This window comes from Pseudomonas sp. 44 R 15 (genome assembly GCF_900004965.1).
Lineage (GTDB): Bacteria > Pseudomonadota > Gammaproteobacteria > Pseudomonadales > Pseudomonadaceae > Aquipseudomonas > Aquipseudomonas orientalis_A.
Genome location: NZ_CVTU01000042.1, coordinates 93881 through 108583 on the forward strand (window position 1 = coordinate 93881; position 14703 = coordinate 108583).

The 14703-nt window shown below is 61.3% G+C and carries 14 protein-coding genes; 5 read left to right on the plus strand and 9 right to left on the minus strand.

The window, feature by feature from the left end:
- Positions 1–138: 138 nt before the first annotated feature.
- From folK to dksA, 7 genes are all read right to left on the minus strand, one after another.
- Positions 139–621 (minus strand): 2-amino-4-hydroxy-6-hydroxymethyldihydropteridine diphosphokinase, encoded by a 483-nt coding sequence (folK, locus tag BFP93_RS04825; protein WP_065892272.1) that lies wholly within the window; start codon positions 619–621, stop codon positions 139–141.
- 2 nt (positions 622–623) lie between these two features.
- Positions 624–2027 (minus strand): polynucleotide adenylyltransferase PcnB, encoded by a 1404-nt coding sequence (locus BFP93_RS04830; protein WP_065892273.1) that lies wholly within the window; start codon positions 2025–2027, stop codon positions 624–626.
- A gap of 707 nt (positions 2028–2734) precedes the next feature.
- Positions 2735–4165 (minus strand): sigma-54-dependent transcriptional regulator, encoded by a 1431-nt coding sequence (locus BFP93_RS04835; RefSeq protein ID WP_065892274.1) that lies wholly within the window; start codon positions 4163–4165, stop codon positions 2735–2737.
- Positions 4166–4187: 22 nt separating this feature from the next.
- The gene (locus tag BFP93_RS04840) at positions 4188–7142 is read right to left on the minus strand and encodes a sensor histidine kinase (protein WP_162303221.1); all 2955 of its coding nucleotides are present in this window, start codon (positions 7140–7142) and stop codon (positions 4188–4190) included.
- Positions 7126–7302 carry a hypothetical protein gene (locus BFP93_RS28200; protein ID WP_003176118.1) on the minus strand — a complete coding sequence of 59 codons (177 nt, stop codon included), beginning with the start codon at positions 7300–7302 and terminating at the stop codon, positions 7126–7128. Before BFP93_RS28200 ends, BFP93_RS04840 begins: the two co-directional genes overlap by 17 nt.
- 62 nt (positions 7303–7364) lie before the next feature.
- On the minus strand, positions 7365–8252 hold the full coding sequence (gene gluQRS / locus BFP93_RS04845) for a tRNA glutamyl-Q(34) synthetase GluQRS (RefSeq protein ID WP_065892278.1): 888 nt from the start codon (positions 8250–8252) through the stop codon (positions 7365–7367).
- An 84-nt stretch (positions 8253–8336) separates the two neighbouring features.
- Positions 8337–8768: an RNA polymerase-binding protein DksA gene (gene dksA, locus BFP93_RS04850; RefSeq protein ID WP_065883968.1), complete on the minus strand. Its 432-nt coding sequence runs from the start codon at positions 8766–8768 to the stop codon at positions 8337–8339.
- 319 nt (positions 8769–9087) lie between these two features.
- Between dksA and BFP93_RS04855 the strand changes: the two genes are divergently transcribed.
- Together BFP93_RS04855 and sfsA are read left to right on the plus strand one after the other, a co-directional pair.
- Positions 9088–10260, plus strand: coding sequence for a pyridoxal phosphate-dependent aminotransferase (locus BFP93_RS04855; protein WP_065892280.1), 1173 nt, complete (start codon positions 9088–9090; stop codon positions 10258–10260).
- A complete protein-coding gene (gene sfsA / locus BFP93_RS04860) occupies positions 10260–10973 on the plus strand; it encodes a DNA/RNA nuclease SfsA (protein WP_065883970.1) in 714 nt (237 codons plus the stop codon). Before BFP93_RS04855 ends, sfsA begins: the two co-directional genes overlap by 1 nt.
- On the opposite strand, the gene BFP93_RS04865 is transcribed toward sfsA, so the two are convergent.
- Positions 10970–11287, minus strand: coding sequence for a Rieske (2Fe-2S) protein (locus BFP93_RS04865; RefSeq protein ID WP_065883972.1), 318 nt, complete (start codon positions 11285–11287; stop codon positions 10970–10972). The two genes, sfsA and BFP93_RS04865, sit on opposite strands and share 4 nt — an antisense overlap.
- 154 nt (positions 11288–11441) lie before the next feature.
- Here BFP93_RS04865 and BFP93_RS04870 point away from each other — a divergent pair, with 154 nt between their 5' ends.
- Genes BFP93_RS04870 through BFP93_RS04880 form a run of 3 tightly spaced genes read left to right on the plus strand, consistent with a single transcriptional unit; the run spans position 11442 to position 14121 of the window.
- Positions 11442–12320 carry a heme/hemin ABC transporter substrate-binding protein gene (locus tag BFP93_RS04870; RefSeq protein WP_065892282.1) on the plus strand — a complete coding sequence of 293 codons (879 nt, stop codon included), beginning with the start codon at positions 11442–11444 and terminating at the stop codon, positions 12318–12320.
- 50 nt (positions 12321–12370) lie between these two features.
- Positions 12371–13354: a FecCD family ABC transporter permease gene (locus BFP93_RS04875; RefSeq protein WP_176717550.1), complete on the plus strand. Its 984-nt coding sequence runs from the start codon at positions 12371–12373 to the stop codon at positions 13352–13354.
- Entirely contained in the window at positions 13354–14121 is a 768-nt protein-coding gene (locus BFP93_RS04880) for a heme ABC transporter ATP-binding protein (RefSeq protein WP_065883979.1), read from the plus strand. The genes BFP93_RS04875 and BFP93_RS04880 overlap by 1 nt, the downstream gene beginning before the upstream one ends.
- A 215-nt stretch (positions 14122–14336) precedes the next feature.
- Here BFP93_RS04880 and BFP93_RS04885 read toward each other — a convergent pair whose 3' ends face one another.
- Entirely contained in the window at positions 14337–14609 is a 273-nt protein-coding gene (locus tag BFP93_RS04885; protein WP_065892289.1) for a TfoX/Sxy family protein, read from the minus strand.
- Positions 14610–14703 lie beyond the last annotated feature (94 nt).

The window sequence follows — 14703 nt, forward strand, 5'->3', positions numbered from 1 at the left end:
CGCATTGTTACGATGACGGTGTTACCGCTGTTACTGACGCGATTGTAGGAGCGAGCTTGCTCGCGAAGAACGCTTAGGCACCGCGTTTAATCAGGCTGTGCGCGTTATCGTTGACGATTTTCGCGAGCAAGCTCGCTCCTACAGAGGTAAGCGTTCCAGGCCGACAAACGGGCAGTCCGCCAGTAAGTCGCGCAGGGTTGGGCCATCAGGTAATGACAGGTTCGCAGGTGCCAGTTCGACCAGCGGATAAAGCACAAACGCCCGCAGGTGCATCTGGTAATGCGGCACCTTGAGGCGCGGCTCGTCGATCAGGCGGTCACCGAACAGCAGGATATCCAGGTCCAGCGTGCGTGGGCCCCAACGCTCAAGGCGTTCGCGACCCTGGTCGTTTTCGATGCTTTGCAGCGCATCGAGCAGGTCGAGTGGCGCAAGGTCGCTGTCCAGGGCTGCCACCGCATTGGTATAGCGCGGTTGGCCCGGGAGCAGGGAGTCACTTTGATAGAAGGCGGATACACCGGCGAGGGTGGTGCCGGGCAATTGCGCCAAGGCGTCGATCGCGCTGCGCAATTGCTGTTGCGGGGCAGCCAGGTTGCTGCCCATGCCGATGTAGATACGTTCCACGTTTATTCGCCTGTTGCGCCTGAGGCATCGGCGGCGCTGCGTTTGCGCTTGCTGGAGCTGCGGCGGCGCTTTTTAGGCCCTTCGCCGGTGCTGTCGCCTTTGCTGCCGAGTTCACGAATCATCTCGCGGCGCTGGCTGTCATTGGCGTCCTGGTAGTCGGTCCACCATTCACCCAGGCCGTTGGTCTGCTCGCCGGCGCTTTCGCGCAGCAACAGGAAGTCGTAGCCGGCGCGAAAGCGTGGGTTGTCCAGCAACAGGTCGGCGCGTTTGCCGCTGCGGCGCGGCAGGCGCTCCTGCATGTCCCAGATCTCGCGGATCGGCAGGGTGAAGCGCTTCGGAATGGCGATGCGCTGGCACTGTTCGCTGATCAACTCGTGGGCGGCTTCCTGCATGGCAGGGATCGGTGGCATGCCGCGGTCCTGCAAGCGCAGTACACGCTTGGGCAGGGCCGGCCACAACAGCGCGGCAAACAGGAAGGCCGGGGTGACCGGCTTGTTCTGCTTGATGCGCAAATCGGTGTTGATCAAGGCTTCGCTGATCAGGGTGTGGGTGTACGTCGGGTTGTGCTCCAGGGCCTCGGCGCTGGCCGGGAACAGCGGATCGAACAGTTGCAGGTCGACGAGCATTTCAAAGGTGTCGGCCGCATAGCCCGAGAGGAACAGCTTGAGCACTTCTTCGAACAGGCGTGCCGACGGAATCTCCCGCAGCATCGGTGCCAGTTCGCGAATCGGTGCGGCCGTGTGTTTCTCGATGCCGAAGTTCAGCTTGGCGGCGAACCGCACCGCACGCAGCATGCGCACCGGGTCTTCCTGGTAGCGCTGCGTCGGCTCGCCGATCAGGCGGATCAGGTTGTTGCGGATGTCGTGTACGCCGTTGGCGTAATCGAGGATGCGCTCGCTGACCGGATCGTAATACAGGGCATTGATGGTGAAGTCGCGGCGTTGCGCGTCTTCTTCCAGGGTGCCGTAGACATTGTCGCGCAGGATGCGTCCGCTCTCGTTGCGGGAAGACTGATTGGTGTCTTCCTCTTCATCGTTTTGCGGATGGCCGGCGCGGAACGTCGCGACCTCGATGATTTCGCGACCGAAGTGGATATGCACCAGCTTGAAGCGGCGCCCGATGATCCGCGCATTGCGAAACTCGGCACGTACCTGTTCAGGCGTGGCGCTGGTGGCGACGTCGAAATCCTTCGGCGTGATATTGAGCAGCATGTCGCGTACGCAACCGCCCACCAGGTAGGCCTGGTAGCCGGCGTTCTGCAAACGTTCGACGATGTTCACTGCGTAACGGCTGAATTGAGCGCGCTGCAATGAATGCTGATTGCTGTTAAGCACTTCAGGCGTGCTGCGAATGTGTTGCGTACGACGCAAGGGGGAACGGAATGACTGGAACAACTTCTTCAGCATGGGATGCACTGTTTGAAGGAATGTTCGGCCATAACGAAGAATGACCGCATGATGGGCCGGGATTCTAGCATTTAGTCAGGGGATGGTGTAGGAACAAGCTGCGGGCGTTGCGCCAAAAGCGTTTGAGGGGCAATCCAGGGGCAATCTGTCGGAAACTACAAGGGGAGCCGAAGCTCCCCCAGAAGTAGTTGCGTGCTCTATTTTTATTATTGGTTTCGGGCTTCTTGTTTTTGTTGATCGCCCTCGTCATGAAGCTTCACCTTCATGACACTCCCAATCGGGAGCAAGAGCAAACGGATTGCTTTGGTCGCTGTGTTGCTGATCTACGATCCAACCAGTTCAGGCTCTGCCTTAGGGCAGTTTTTGTTGTTCTCGGCCTGGTTGCGGGGCAAGCCCCAAATGCAACGCCTCTCCAAAAGAATCAGTTAGCTGCGCCTCCGCCGTGTTGTTTTTGTTATGCGTGAGTCGATTCGTCTTATTTTTATTGTCTTGTACAAAGCTTGTTATTGTTTTTGTACTAAGCATATAGCAGGGTGCGTGCCAACTTTAGCGTTGCCCAGCAAAACCGGGGGTTTGAGGCAGATTCGGGTTTTTGATGGAGCAAAAAAAGCCGGGGCTTCGTTACCGTAAGCCCCGGCTTTTGTTACGCGAAATATCCGCGGTAACAGTTTTTTCACATCTGCACGTGTTACCTGTGGCGCGGCCCCTCAACTTTCGCTGGCGACGCCGGTCTTGCGCCGTGGAATGCCCAGGCGCTGGCGACGTTCCCACAGGCACTTGCGGCTCACGCCCAGCTTGCGTGCCAGTTCGGTCTCGGTCATGTGGTCCTGGTGCTCGAGGACGAAGTGCTGGAAATAGTCTTCCAGGGACAAATCTTCCGTCGGCTCGTGGCTGGTATTGCTGCCCGCGCCCTGTTGCGGCGCCAGGCCGATGAAGTCGTCGTCGTCCAGATCGCTGAGTTCGATATCGATGCCCAGCAGCTCGGCGGATATTTCCGGGCTTTCCGACAGGATGACCGCACGCTCGACGGCGTTTTCCAGTTCGCGCACGTTGCCCGGCCATGAGTAATGCCGGATCACCTGCTCCGCATCGGGCGCAAATTTCAGGTCGGTGCGGTTGATGCGCGCGCTCTGGCGCAGCAGGAACGCCTGGGCGATTTCGTTGACGTCGGCGCCGCGCTCACGCAGTGCCGGCAGCTTGAGCGCAATCACGTGCAAGCGGTAATACAAGTCTTCGCGAAATTGGCCGATCTTGGCCAGGCTCTTGAGGTCACGGTGCGTCGCGGCGATCAGGCGTACATCGACCTTTTGCGATTGCACCGACCCGACCCGGCGAATCTCGCCTTCCTGCAACACGCGCAGCAAGCGTGCCTGTGCTTCCAGGGGCAGTTCGCCGATCTCGTCGAGGAACAGCGTGCCGCCGTCGGCCGCTTCGACCAGGCCCGCGCGCCCGGCGCTGGCACCGGTGAACGCGCCTTTTTCGTGGCCGAACAATTCGGACTCGATCAAGGATTCGGGGATCGCCGCGCAGTTCACCGAAATCATCGGTGCCTTGGCTCGCTTGGACAGGTTATGCAGGGCGCGGGCCACCAGTTCCTTGCCGGTGCCCGACTCACCCTGGATCAATACATTGGAGTCGGTCGGCGCGACCTTGCGGATCTTGCTGTAAAGGTCCTGCATGGGCGGGCAGGAACCAATGATGCCGATCTCGCCGTTACTGTTGTCGACGCCCGGTTTGTCGGCAGCCTTGCCTGCCGGACGTTGTTCGACCGGGGCACTGCTGACCGACTGACGGTCACGCAGGATGCGGGCCACTGCCTGAAGCATCTCGTCGTGGTCAAAAGGCTTGGCGATGTAGTCCACCGCGCCCATCTTCATCGAGTCCACCGCCGAGCGCAGGCTGGCGTAGCTGGTCATGATCAGCACCGGCGTGCCCTGGCCCAGCTTGATCAATTCGGTACCCGGTGCGCCCGGCAGGCGCAGGTCGCTGACGATCAGGTCGAACGTGGGAATGCTGAACCGCTCCTGGGCTTCCTGCACCGAGCCGGCTTCGCTGACCTGGTACTGATTACGTTCAAGCAGGCGACGCAAGGCAGAGCGGATAATGGTTTCGTCTTCGACGATCAAAATGTGCGGCATTGATTCAATTCTCTCGACGGTCTCAGTTCACAGCGGACGTCGCTTCGACATGACGCGGCAAGGTCACCCGAATACGGGTGCCGCGTTGGCTTTCGGTGTCAGCCGGGCTGTCGATGGTGATTTGTCCATAATGCTCTTCAACGATGGAATAGACCAGTGCAAGGCCCAGACCGGTACCTTCACCCGGGTCCTTGGTGGTGAAGAAAGGTTCGAACAATCGGTCCATGATGTTCTGTGGAATGCCGCTGCCTTCGTCTTCCACGATCAGGTCGACCGTGTGCTCGAAAGCCTCGCTCTTGACGCGTACCGCACTGTGCGGCGGGGAGGCGTCGCGAGCGTTGGACAGCAGGTTGATCAGGACCTGGGCCAGGCGTTGCGAGTCGCCATCGACCCAATGGTCCGGATCGCACAAGTTAAAGAACTGTACTTCGAAATTGCGCCGGTTCAAGGCCAGCAGCCCAATGGCGTCCTGCGCCACTTCGGCCAGGCACACCGCTTCGTCCTGATTCTGGTGGGCGCCGGAGTGGGCAAAGCTCATCAGTGACTGCACGATGCGCGACACGCGCTTGGTCTGCTCGAGGATTTGCCCGCTGATCTCGGTGATTTCACCGTCCTCCTCGCGTTCTTCGCGCAGGTTCTGCGCCAGGCAGGCGATGCCGGTGATCGGGTTGCCGATCTCGTGAGCCACGCCGGCGGCCAGGCGACCGATGCTGGCCAGGCGCTCGGAGTGCACCAGCTTGTCTTCGAGCATCTGCGTGTCGGTGAGGTCTTCGACCAGTAACACCAGGCCGCTGTTACCGGGGGCCAGGGGCTCGTCAATGGCGGCCTTGTGCAAGTTCAGCCAACGGGTCTGGCCGTCGAGCGCCAGGTGCTGTTTGTGCAAATGCTCGTCGGGCAGGTTGATAAAACCCTGCAACAATTCTTTCCAGGGGTCGCCCAGGGTATTGAGGCGAGAGCCGACCACGCGTTGCGCGGCGATACCGGTGAGCTCTTCCATGGCCTTGTTCCACATCAGGATTTCCTGGTCCTTGGCCAGGGAACACACGCCCATCGGCAGTTCCTGCAGGGTCTGGCGGTGATAACGGCGCAGGGCATCGAGCTCGGCGGCCAGGCCGGTGAGGCGCGAGTGGTAGTCCTCGAGCCGGCTTTCGATGAAGTGGATGTCTTCGGTCACGTAGTTCTCGCCGCCCGCCTTGTAGGGCAGGAAGGTTTCCACCATGTCCTGGGACACGCTGGGGCCCATCAACCCCGACAGGTTGGCTTCGATACGGTCACGCAAACGCCGCAGGGCATAGGGGCGGCGCTCGTCGAACGGCAGGTACAAATCGCGCAAGGCCTGCTCGACTTCCTTTTGCGCGGCCTTGGCGCCGAGTGGCTTGGCCAGTTGCGTGGCGAATTCCTGGGGCGAGGCCGCATGCAGCTCGCGGCGTTGCGGGCGGCGCACGTTGTCCACCGCGCAGGCTTCGGCGGCGCTGATTTCTTCGGGGCTGGCATTGGTGAACAGCGAGATCAGCGTGAACATCAGCACGTTGGCGGCCAACGAGGCGATTGCGGCCATGTGCCAGCTGGTGTCGTCCAGCACGTAAATCATGTTCAGCAAGGGGATATAGAACCCCTGCAGGTTGCCGACCAGCGGTAGCAGCATGGTGACCAGCCACACCAGGATGCCCGCCAGCAACCCGGCGATGAAGCCTCGGCGGTTGGCGGTGGGCCAGTACAGCACCGACAGCACGCCCGGCAGGAACTGCAAGGTGGCGACAAAGGCCACGATGCCGAGGTTGGCCAGGTCCTGTCCGGCGCCCAGCAGCAGGTAAAAGGCGTAGCCGGCCATGATGATCGCGACGATCAGCGCGCGACGCGTCCACTTCAACCAGCGGTAGATATTGCCTTCGGCCGGTGGCTGGTACAGCGGCAGCACCAGGTGGTTAAGCGCCATGCCGGAGAGGGCCAGCGTGGTGACAATGATCAGGCCGCTGGCCGCGGACAAACCGCCGACGTACGCCAGCAGCGCCAGGGCCGGGCTGTTGGCCGCGATACCGATGCCGAGGGTGAAATACTCGGGGTTGGTGGTGGCCCCCAGTTTCAGGCCGGCCCAGAGGATCAGCGGCACCGCCAGGCTCATCAACAGCAGGAACAGGGGCAACCCCCAGCTGGCGCTGACCAGCGAGCGTGGATTGAGGTTCTCGGTGAAGGTCATGTGGTACATGTGCGGCATCACGATCGCCGACGCGAAGAACACCAGCAGCAGCGTTCGCCACGGGCCTTCCTGCAGCGGCGTGTGCAACGCGGCAAGGGCCGTCTGGTTTTGCAGCAACCACAATTCCAACTGTTGCGGGCCGTCGAACACGCCGTAAAGCGCGTAAAGGCCGACACCGCCGATGGCAATCAACTTGATGACCGACTCGAAGGCAATCGCGAACACCAGGCCCTGGTGTTTTTCGCGGGTGGCGATATGGCGTGAGCCGAAAAAAATCGTGAACAGGCTGATCAAGGCGCAGAAGGCCAGGGCAACACGATGTTGCACGGGCTCGCGGGTCAGGATGCTGATGGAGTCGGCCACCGCCTGGATCTGCAGCGCCAGCAACGGCAGCACGCCGATCAACATGAAGATCGTGGTGAGCGCACCGGCCCAGGTGCTGCGAAAGCGAAAGGCAAACAGGTCCGCCAGGGAGGACAACTGGTAGGTACGGGTGATTTTCAGGATCGGGTACAGCAGCACCGGTGCCAGCAGGAACGCACCGGACACCCCGAGGTAGCTGGAAAGGAACCCGTAGCCGTATTGATAGGCCAGGCCTACCGTACCGTAGAACGCCCAGGCGCTGGCGTACACGCCCAGGGACAAGGTGTAGGTCAACGGATGGCGAATGATCGCCCGCGGAATCATTCCGCGCTCACTGATCCAGGCGACGCCGAACAACGCCGCCAGGTAGGCGGCGCTGATCAGCAGCATCTGGGTGAGGCTAAAGCTCATCGGCATCTTTTTGGCTCTGCAGGATGAAAGTCACGACGATCAGGATCAGCCACAGCAGATAAGGGCGGTACCAGGCGCCCGTGGCGTCGATCCACCAGTCCATGATGGCGGGGGAAAACAGGTAGATCCCGACGACCAGCAGCAGGACCAATCGATAGATGTACATGTTGGCCTCTGATTAAAAAACTGCGGCGATGGTAACGGATGCCCGGCAAGCTGCAAGCGCCTTCAGCGCAATTGCGCTTCGGCCAGCGTGAGTGTGCGCGGGATCAGTGTGGCATCCCACTGCTGGATGCCCCAATCCAGCAATTCCCTGGGGCTCGCGTAAAGCAGTTCATCGCCGGCCGGCTGACCGAGGGCGCGCAGTGCTCTGAGCAGCAACGGCGCGGCCTGGTCTGCGGTCAGCGGTGGCGAACGGTACGACTTGCCCAGTTTGTTACCGTCCGGCTGGACGATCAGCGGCACATGCAGGTAGCGCGGCTGGCGCAGGCCGAGCAGTTCCTGCAGGTAAAGCTGGCGCGGCGTGGAGTCGAGCAGGTCGGCGCCGCGCACGATGTCGGTAACGCCTTGCCAGGCGTCATCCAGGACCACGGCCAATTGGTAGGCGTACAGGCCGTCGCGGCGGCGGATGATGAAGTCGCCCGCATCGCGCCCCAGGTGCTGTCGGAATGGGCCCTGTACCCGGTCGGTAAAATGATATTCAAGCTCGGGTACGCGCAGACGGATAGCGGCATCTTGCTGGTCGTGGCCGGCGTTGCGGCAAAGTCCGGGGTAAATCCCGTTGTAGGGCTCCAGCTGTTTGCGCGAGCAGGTGCAGGCGTAGGCCAGGCCGTGGTTGAACAAATCGTTCAGTACCTTGGCGTAGGCCTCGTGCCGCTCGCTTTGCCGGAGCAGTTCGCCGTCCCACTCAAAGCCGTAGCGCTCAAGGGCATGCAGAATTGCCGCCTGGGCGCCGGGTTCTTCCCGGGGCGGATCGAGGTCTTCCATGCGCATCAGCCAGCGCCCCTGGTTGGCGCGGGCGTCGAGGTAGGAGGCGAGGGCGGCGACCAGGGAGCCGAAGTGCAAATGGCCGCTGGGCGTGGGGGCGAAACGCCCGATGTAGGTAGAGGCAGTCATGGGCCGGATACTACTGGAAAATCGGTAAACGCCAGACACAAAAATGGGGCGTTCGCACGCCCCATTCCTTCAGCTCGGCAGGTATTACTTGCCGACCTGTTTTTCCTTGATTTCGGCCAAGGTCTTGCAGTCTACACAGAGGTCCGCGGTCGGGCGGGCTTCCAGGCGACGAATACCAATCTCGACGCCGCAGGATTCGCACCAGCCGTATTCTTCGTCTTTGATCAGTTGCAGGGTCTTGTCGATCTTCTTGATCAACTTGCGCTCGCGATCACGGGCGCGCAGTTCGAGGGCGAACTCTTCTTCCTGGCTCGCACGGTCGGCCGGGTCAGGGAAGTTGGCTGCTTCGTCCTTCATGTGGTCAACGGTACGGTCAACCTCCTGCATCAAGTCCTGTTTCCACTTGTTCAGGATCTTGGTGAAGTGCAAGCGCATGGGCTCGCCCATGTACTCCTCACCTTTCTTCTCTACGTAAGGTTCGAAGCCGCTGATGCTTTGCTTTTCTTGGGTGGACATGAATAGACCGCCTCTCACTCTTCTAATCCATTGCGCAGGATTGCAACGTCACCGACACCTGCCGGCCCTGCGGCTGCAAGCGGGCGAACTTACCAGATAGATTCGGGGTGCGCCACTCCCGGTTGTCGAGCCTGTCGCGCCGGGGTTGCAAACTGCAGGGCCCCGTCGTGGCTGGGTATGTCTTGTCTCGAATGTTGATTTTAGTCGTTTTGCCGGCGCTTGCCCGTACCGTCAAGTCGGTAGGGCAGGCAATAGAGCATGTTTTAACGCCAGGGTTCGGTAGAATCCGGATTTTGTCCTCACCGTCTAAGGAAGGCTAATGGCTCAGCCCTACAGTGCGCGCAGTCGCGCCATCGAACCTTTTCATGTCATGGCGTTACTGGCGCGGGCCAATGAGCTGCAATCAGCCGGCCGCGACGTGATCCATCTGGAAATCGGCGAGCCGGACTTCACCACCGCCGAACCGATTATCCAGGCTGGCCAGGCGGCCCTGGCCAACGGCAAGACGCGCTACACCGCCGCCCGTGGGCTGCCCGAGTTGCGTGACGCGATCAGCGGTTTCTACCAGCAGCGCTATGGGTTGAACATTGATCCGCAGCGCATTCTGATCACGCCCGGTGGCTCCGGCGCGTTGTTACTCGCCACCAGCCTGCTGGTGGATCCGGGCAAGCACTGGCTGTTGGCGGATCCAGGCTACCCCTGCAACCGGCATTTTTTGCGCCTGGTGGAGGGCGCGGCGCAGTTGGTGCCGGTGGGGCCACAGGTGCGTTACCAATTGACCGCCGACCTGGTGGCCGAACACTGGAACCAGGACAGCGTGGGCGCGCTGGTTGCCTCCCCGGCCAATCCTACCGGGACCATGCTGACTCGGGACGAACTGGCCGGGCTGTCGAGTGCCGTCAAGGCGCGTGACGGCCACTTGGTGGTGGACGAGATCTATCACGGCCTCACCTACGGCGCAGACGCCGCGAGCGTGCTGGAAGTCGATGACGATGCATTCGTCCTGAATAGTTTTTCGAAGTATTTCGGCATGACCGGCTGGCGCCTGGGCTGGCTGGTGGCGCCCCCTGAAGCAGTGGGTGAATTGGAGAAGCTGGCGCAGAACCTCTACATCAGTGCGCCGAGCATGGCCCAGCATGCAGCCCTGGCCTGCTTCACCGCGCAAACCCTGAGCATTCTGGAAGAGCGTCGCGCCGAATTCGGCCGACGTCGTGACTTCCTGCTGCCGGCCCTGCGCGAGTTGGGCTTCAGGATCGCGGTGGAACCGGAAGGAGCGTTCTATCTTTATGCCGATATCAGCGCGTTCGGCGGTGATGCCTTCGCGTTCTGCCGGCATTTCCTGGAAACAGAATATGTGGCCTTTACCCCCGGGCTGGATTTCGGGCGTTATCAGGCGGGTCATCATGTGCGCTTTGCCTACACGCAAAACCTTGATCGACTACAAGAAGCGGTGGAGCGGATTGCCCGTGGCCTGCGGAGCTGGCAAGGCTGATGCGTTTTCATCCTCCCCTCGAAGAAGGGCGGCTGATCCGCCGCTACAAGCGCTTTCTCACCGACATCGAAACCGTTACCGGCGAGTTGCTCACCATTCACTGCCCGAACACCGGTTCGATGCTCAACTGCATGGTCGAAGGTGGCCAGGTCTGGTTCAGCCGTTCCGCCGACCCCAAGCGCAAGTTACCGGGCACCTGGGAAATCGCCGAAACGCCCCAGGGTCGGCTGGCATGCGTGAATACGGCACGCGCCAATCAGTTGGTCGAGGAAGCACTGCGCGCCGGCGTCATCACTGAGCTCAACGGGTTCACTGCGTTGAAGCGAGAAGTGCCCTACGGTCAGGAAAAGAGCCGGATCGATTTTCGCCTGGAATACCCCCAGGGGGCCGCGTTTGTCGAGGTTAAAAGTGTCACCTTGGGCTTTGATGGCAGCTCAGTGGCGGCATTCCCTGATGCGGTGACCCAGCGCGGCGCCAAGCACTTGCGGGAGCTGGCTTACCTGGCGCGTGAAGGTGTGCGGGCGGTGCAGTTGTATTGCGTCAATCTCTCGGGGATCGATGCGGTGCGCCCGGCGGTGGAAATTGATGCGGGTTACGCCGCTGCGTTGCGTGAAGCCAAGGCGGCGGGGGTCGAGGTGCTGGCGTACGGTGTGCGGGTCACGCCTGAAGAGATTTACGTCGAGCGGCCGTTGAAGGTGCTGTTGGGTGACTAGAGTTCCACCCACAAGCCCTGTTCGTCTTCGCGGCCGGGCAGGGCGGTGAGGCTTTGGCCTGCGCAGGGGCCGGCGATGCACTCGCCGCTTTCGATCAGGAACAGCGCCCCGTGGGTGGCGCATTGAATCAGGCTGGCACTTGAATCGAGGAAGCGGTGCGGTTGCCATTCCAGCGGGATGCCGCGGTGGGGACAGCGGTTGATATAGAAGTAGGCAACCCCATCGCGCCGCACGGCCAACAGTTTGCGCCCGTCGATATCAAAGCCGAGGCTGCTGTCGGGCGCAAGGGCTTCGGAGGGGCAGAGAAACTTCATTTCATTCCTTAAGTGCCTTGACGTTCAAATGCAAACAATTATCAAATGCCGTTTCGCCCGTCAGCTGGTCGGGTGCTCATTACGATGCCGGGCAGGCTGTATCTGTCACATTGATGAGTGCATGAGCGGCTCTGCCTTGAAAGGAAACCCTGTTATGCGCCTGAGTGCCAGCGTTATTGCGCTTGTTGCCGGATTGCTGGTCAGCCAAGCGGTCCAAGCCTCGGAGCTGCCGCAACGCTGGGTCAGCGCCGGTGGCGCGTTATCGGAGTGGGTGACGGCATTGGGGGGCGAGTCGAAACTGGTCGGCGTGGACACGACAAGCCAGCATCCGGCGTCACTCAAGGCATTGCCAAGTATCGGTTATCAGCGCCAATTGTCGGCCGAAGGCATTCTCAGTCTGCGCCCGCAACTGCTGGTGGGTACCGAGGAAATGGGGCCACCACCGGTGCTGGCGCAAATCCGCAGCGCCGGGGTGCAGGTAGAAATGTTCTCGGCACAGCCGGATTTGGCCAGCCTGAAAACCAACCTGGCGCATTTGGGTAAGCTGCTGGACAGCGAGGCCAGGGCCAACCAATTGTTCAGCGGCTATGAGCAGGCCCTGGACCGACAGAAAGCCTGGGTGGCCAAGGCCCAGGTGACGCAAAAAGCACCGGGCGTGTTGATGTTGCTCGGGCACGCCGGCGGCAAGCCGTTGATCGCCGGTCAGGACACCGCTGCTGACTGGATAGTGCAGCAGGCCGGCGGCCATAACCTGGCGACTCACAGTGGTTACAAACTGTTCTCGGTGGAGTCGCTGGCCGGGTTGAGTCCCGATGTGCTGGTATTTGCTGATCGGGCACTCAGCGGTGAAGCGGCCCGTGTGGCGTTGTTCAAGGAAAATCCTATCCTCGCGTCCACGCCGGCGGCCAAGAGCGGTCGGGTGATTGAATTGGACCCGACGCTGCTGGTGGGCGGGCTCGGGCCACGCTTGCCGCAGAGCCTGGCGCAGTTGTCGGCCGGGTTTTACCCGTCCAGCGCGCAACCCGCCCCATGACGACATTGGTTAAACCGAAAACGCTGTTTATCGGGCTGGCGCTGTTGTCTCTGGTGGCGATCTGGCTCTCATTGGCCCTGGGCCCGGTCAGCCTGCCGTTGTTCGACACACTCAGGGCCGCATTGCGATTGATGGGGATGCCGATCAATGCCCAGGGGCTCGAACAGGCCGAGTTGATCCTGGGGCAGATTCGTTTGCCGCGCACGTTACTGGGCCTGGCCGTCGGGGGTGTGCTCGCATTGTCGGGCGTGGCGATGCAGGGATTGTTTCGCAACCCGCTGGCCGATCCTGGCTTGGTGGGCGTGTCCAGTGGTGCGGCATTGGGGGCGGCGGTGGCCATTGTCGCAGGCTCGTTTTTTGGCGGGTTGCCGGACGCATTCGGGCCGTATCTATTATCGATCTGCGCGTTTCTGGGCGGCCTGGGCGTCACCGCGCTGGTGTATCGATTGGGACGGCGCAACGGCCAGACCAACGTCGCGACGATGCTGCTTGCCGGCATTGCGCTGACGGCGCTCGCCGGTTCCACGGTGGGGCTGTTTACCTACCTGGCAGACGACGCCACCTTGCGTACCCTGACGTTCTGGAACCTGGGCAGCCTAAACGGTGCCAGCTATTCGCGATTATGGCCGTTGCTGCTGGTCAGTGCGGGCGTGGCGCTGTGGCTGCCGCGCCGAGCGAAGGCCTTGAATGCGCTGTTGCTGGGTGAGTCCGAGGCCAGTCATCTGGGTATCGATGTTGAAAAGCTCAAGCGTGAACTGGTGTTCTGTACGGCGCTGGGCGTCGGCGCAGCCGTGGCTGCGGCGGGCATGATCGGCTTTGTCGGATTGGTGGTGCCGCATCTGGTGCGGTTGCTGGCAGGGCCGGACCACCGGGTGTTGCTGCCGGCTTCGGTGCTGGCGGGCGCGAGTTTGCTGCTGTTTGCCGATCTGGTGGCGCGCCTGGCGTTGGCGCCGGCGGAATTGCCGATCGGTATCGTCACCGCGTTTATCGGCGCGCCTTTTTTTCTCTATTTATTGTTGCGGGGGCGCGCCTGATGCTGCGGGTGGAGGCGTTGCACATCCGTCGCGCAGGCAAAACCGTGTTGGCGGATGTGACCCTTGACCTGCTGCCGGGCCAAGTGCTGGGCGTATTGGGCCCCAACGGTGCGGGTAAAAGCACCTTGTTGAGTGCGCTGTGCGGTGAATTGTTGCCTGATCAGGGCAAAGTCTGGCTGGGTGCGCAGGAATTGAAGCGTTTGAGCGGCGCGCAACGCGCTCAACGCCTGGCAGTCCTGCCCCAGACCTCCACCCTGGATTTCGCTTTCCGTGTCGAGGAAGTGGTAGGCATGGGACGTTTGCCCCATCAGACCGGTCGCGTACGGGATGAGGAGATTATCCGCGCGGCGCTGCATGCGGCAGATGCAGGGCACCTGAGCGGTCGCAGTTACCTGGCCTTGTCGGGCGGGGAGCGTCAGCGGGTGCACCTGGCCCGAGTATTGGCGCAATTATGGCCGGGCGAGGCGGGGCAGACGTTGTTGCTGGATGAGCCGACATCAATGCTCGATCCGTTGCATCAGCACACGACCTTGCAGGCCATCCGCAGCTTTGCCGACCGTGGCGCGGCGGTGCTGGTGATCCTGCATGACCTGAACCTGGCCGCGCGTTACTGTGATCGTATCCTGCTGCTGGCGGGTGGGCGCCCGCATGCCCTGGACACGCCGGCACAGGTGCTGCGGCCCGAGCCGCTCAAGGCGGTGTTTGGCCTGGATGTGTTGGTGCAGTCGCATCCGGAACGTGGTCATCCGTTGATCATCGCGCGCTGAGCACAGGGTTTTCCAGGCAAAAAAAGACCCGGCAAGAGCCGGGTCAAATAACCGTGATTAGCCTGATGAGGAGATAATCTGAGAGTCCGAACCAATGGTCTTTCAGTTATCGGCTGATCTCGCGACCAGTTGTGATAATCATAACGATTCTCATTTGAGAGTCAACAGTTGTTTTATCCATTCCCGTATTTTTCTCCAACTGCCCCTGCGCAGACCTAAATCTTCTTGCGCGCCGAGAGCGCATCGAACTGACGGTTCAACGCTTCTTTGCGTTCTGCGGGAATGTCGTTCCAATGCACATCCATCAATGCGCCTTCAATGGCATACAGCAGGACTTTCGATGCTCGGAACCCGCGAGTGCGCACAGCTCGGTAGGCGTCGACCGCCCCCAGGCGGCGTAAGTCGGATGCGCTGTGGATGCCCACCGCATGCAGCCATTGCGCCGACGTCTTGCCAAGATTTTTCAGGTGCTGCAGCTCATCGTTCATCAAGCCTCCTTGCGACGGCCGAAGGGTGCGGTGGGTATCGTGACCAGGCAAGCCTGAAAATGAGTGTAGCGCTCAGTAGGAAAAGTGTGATTTT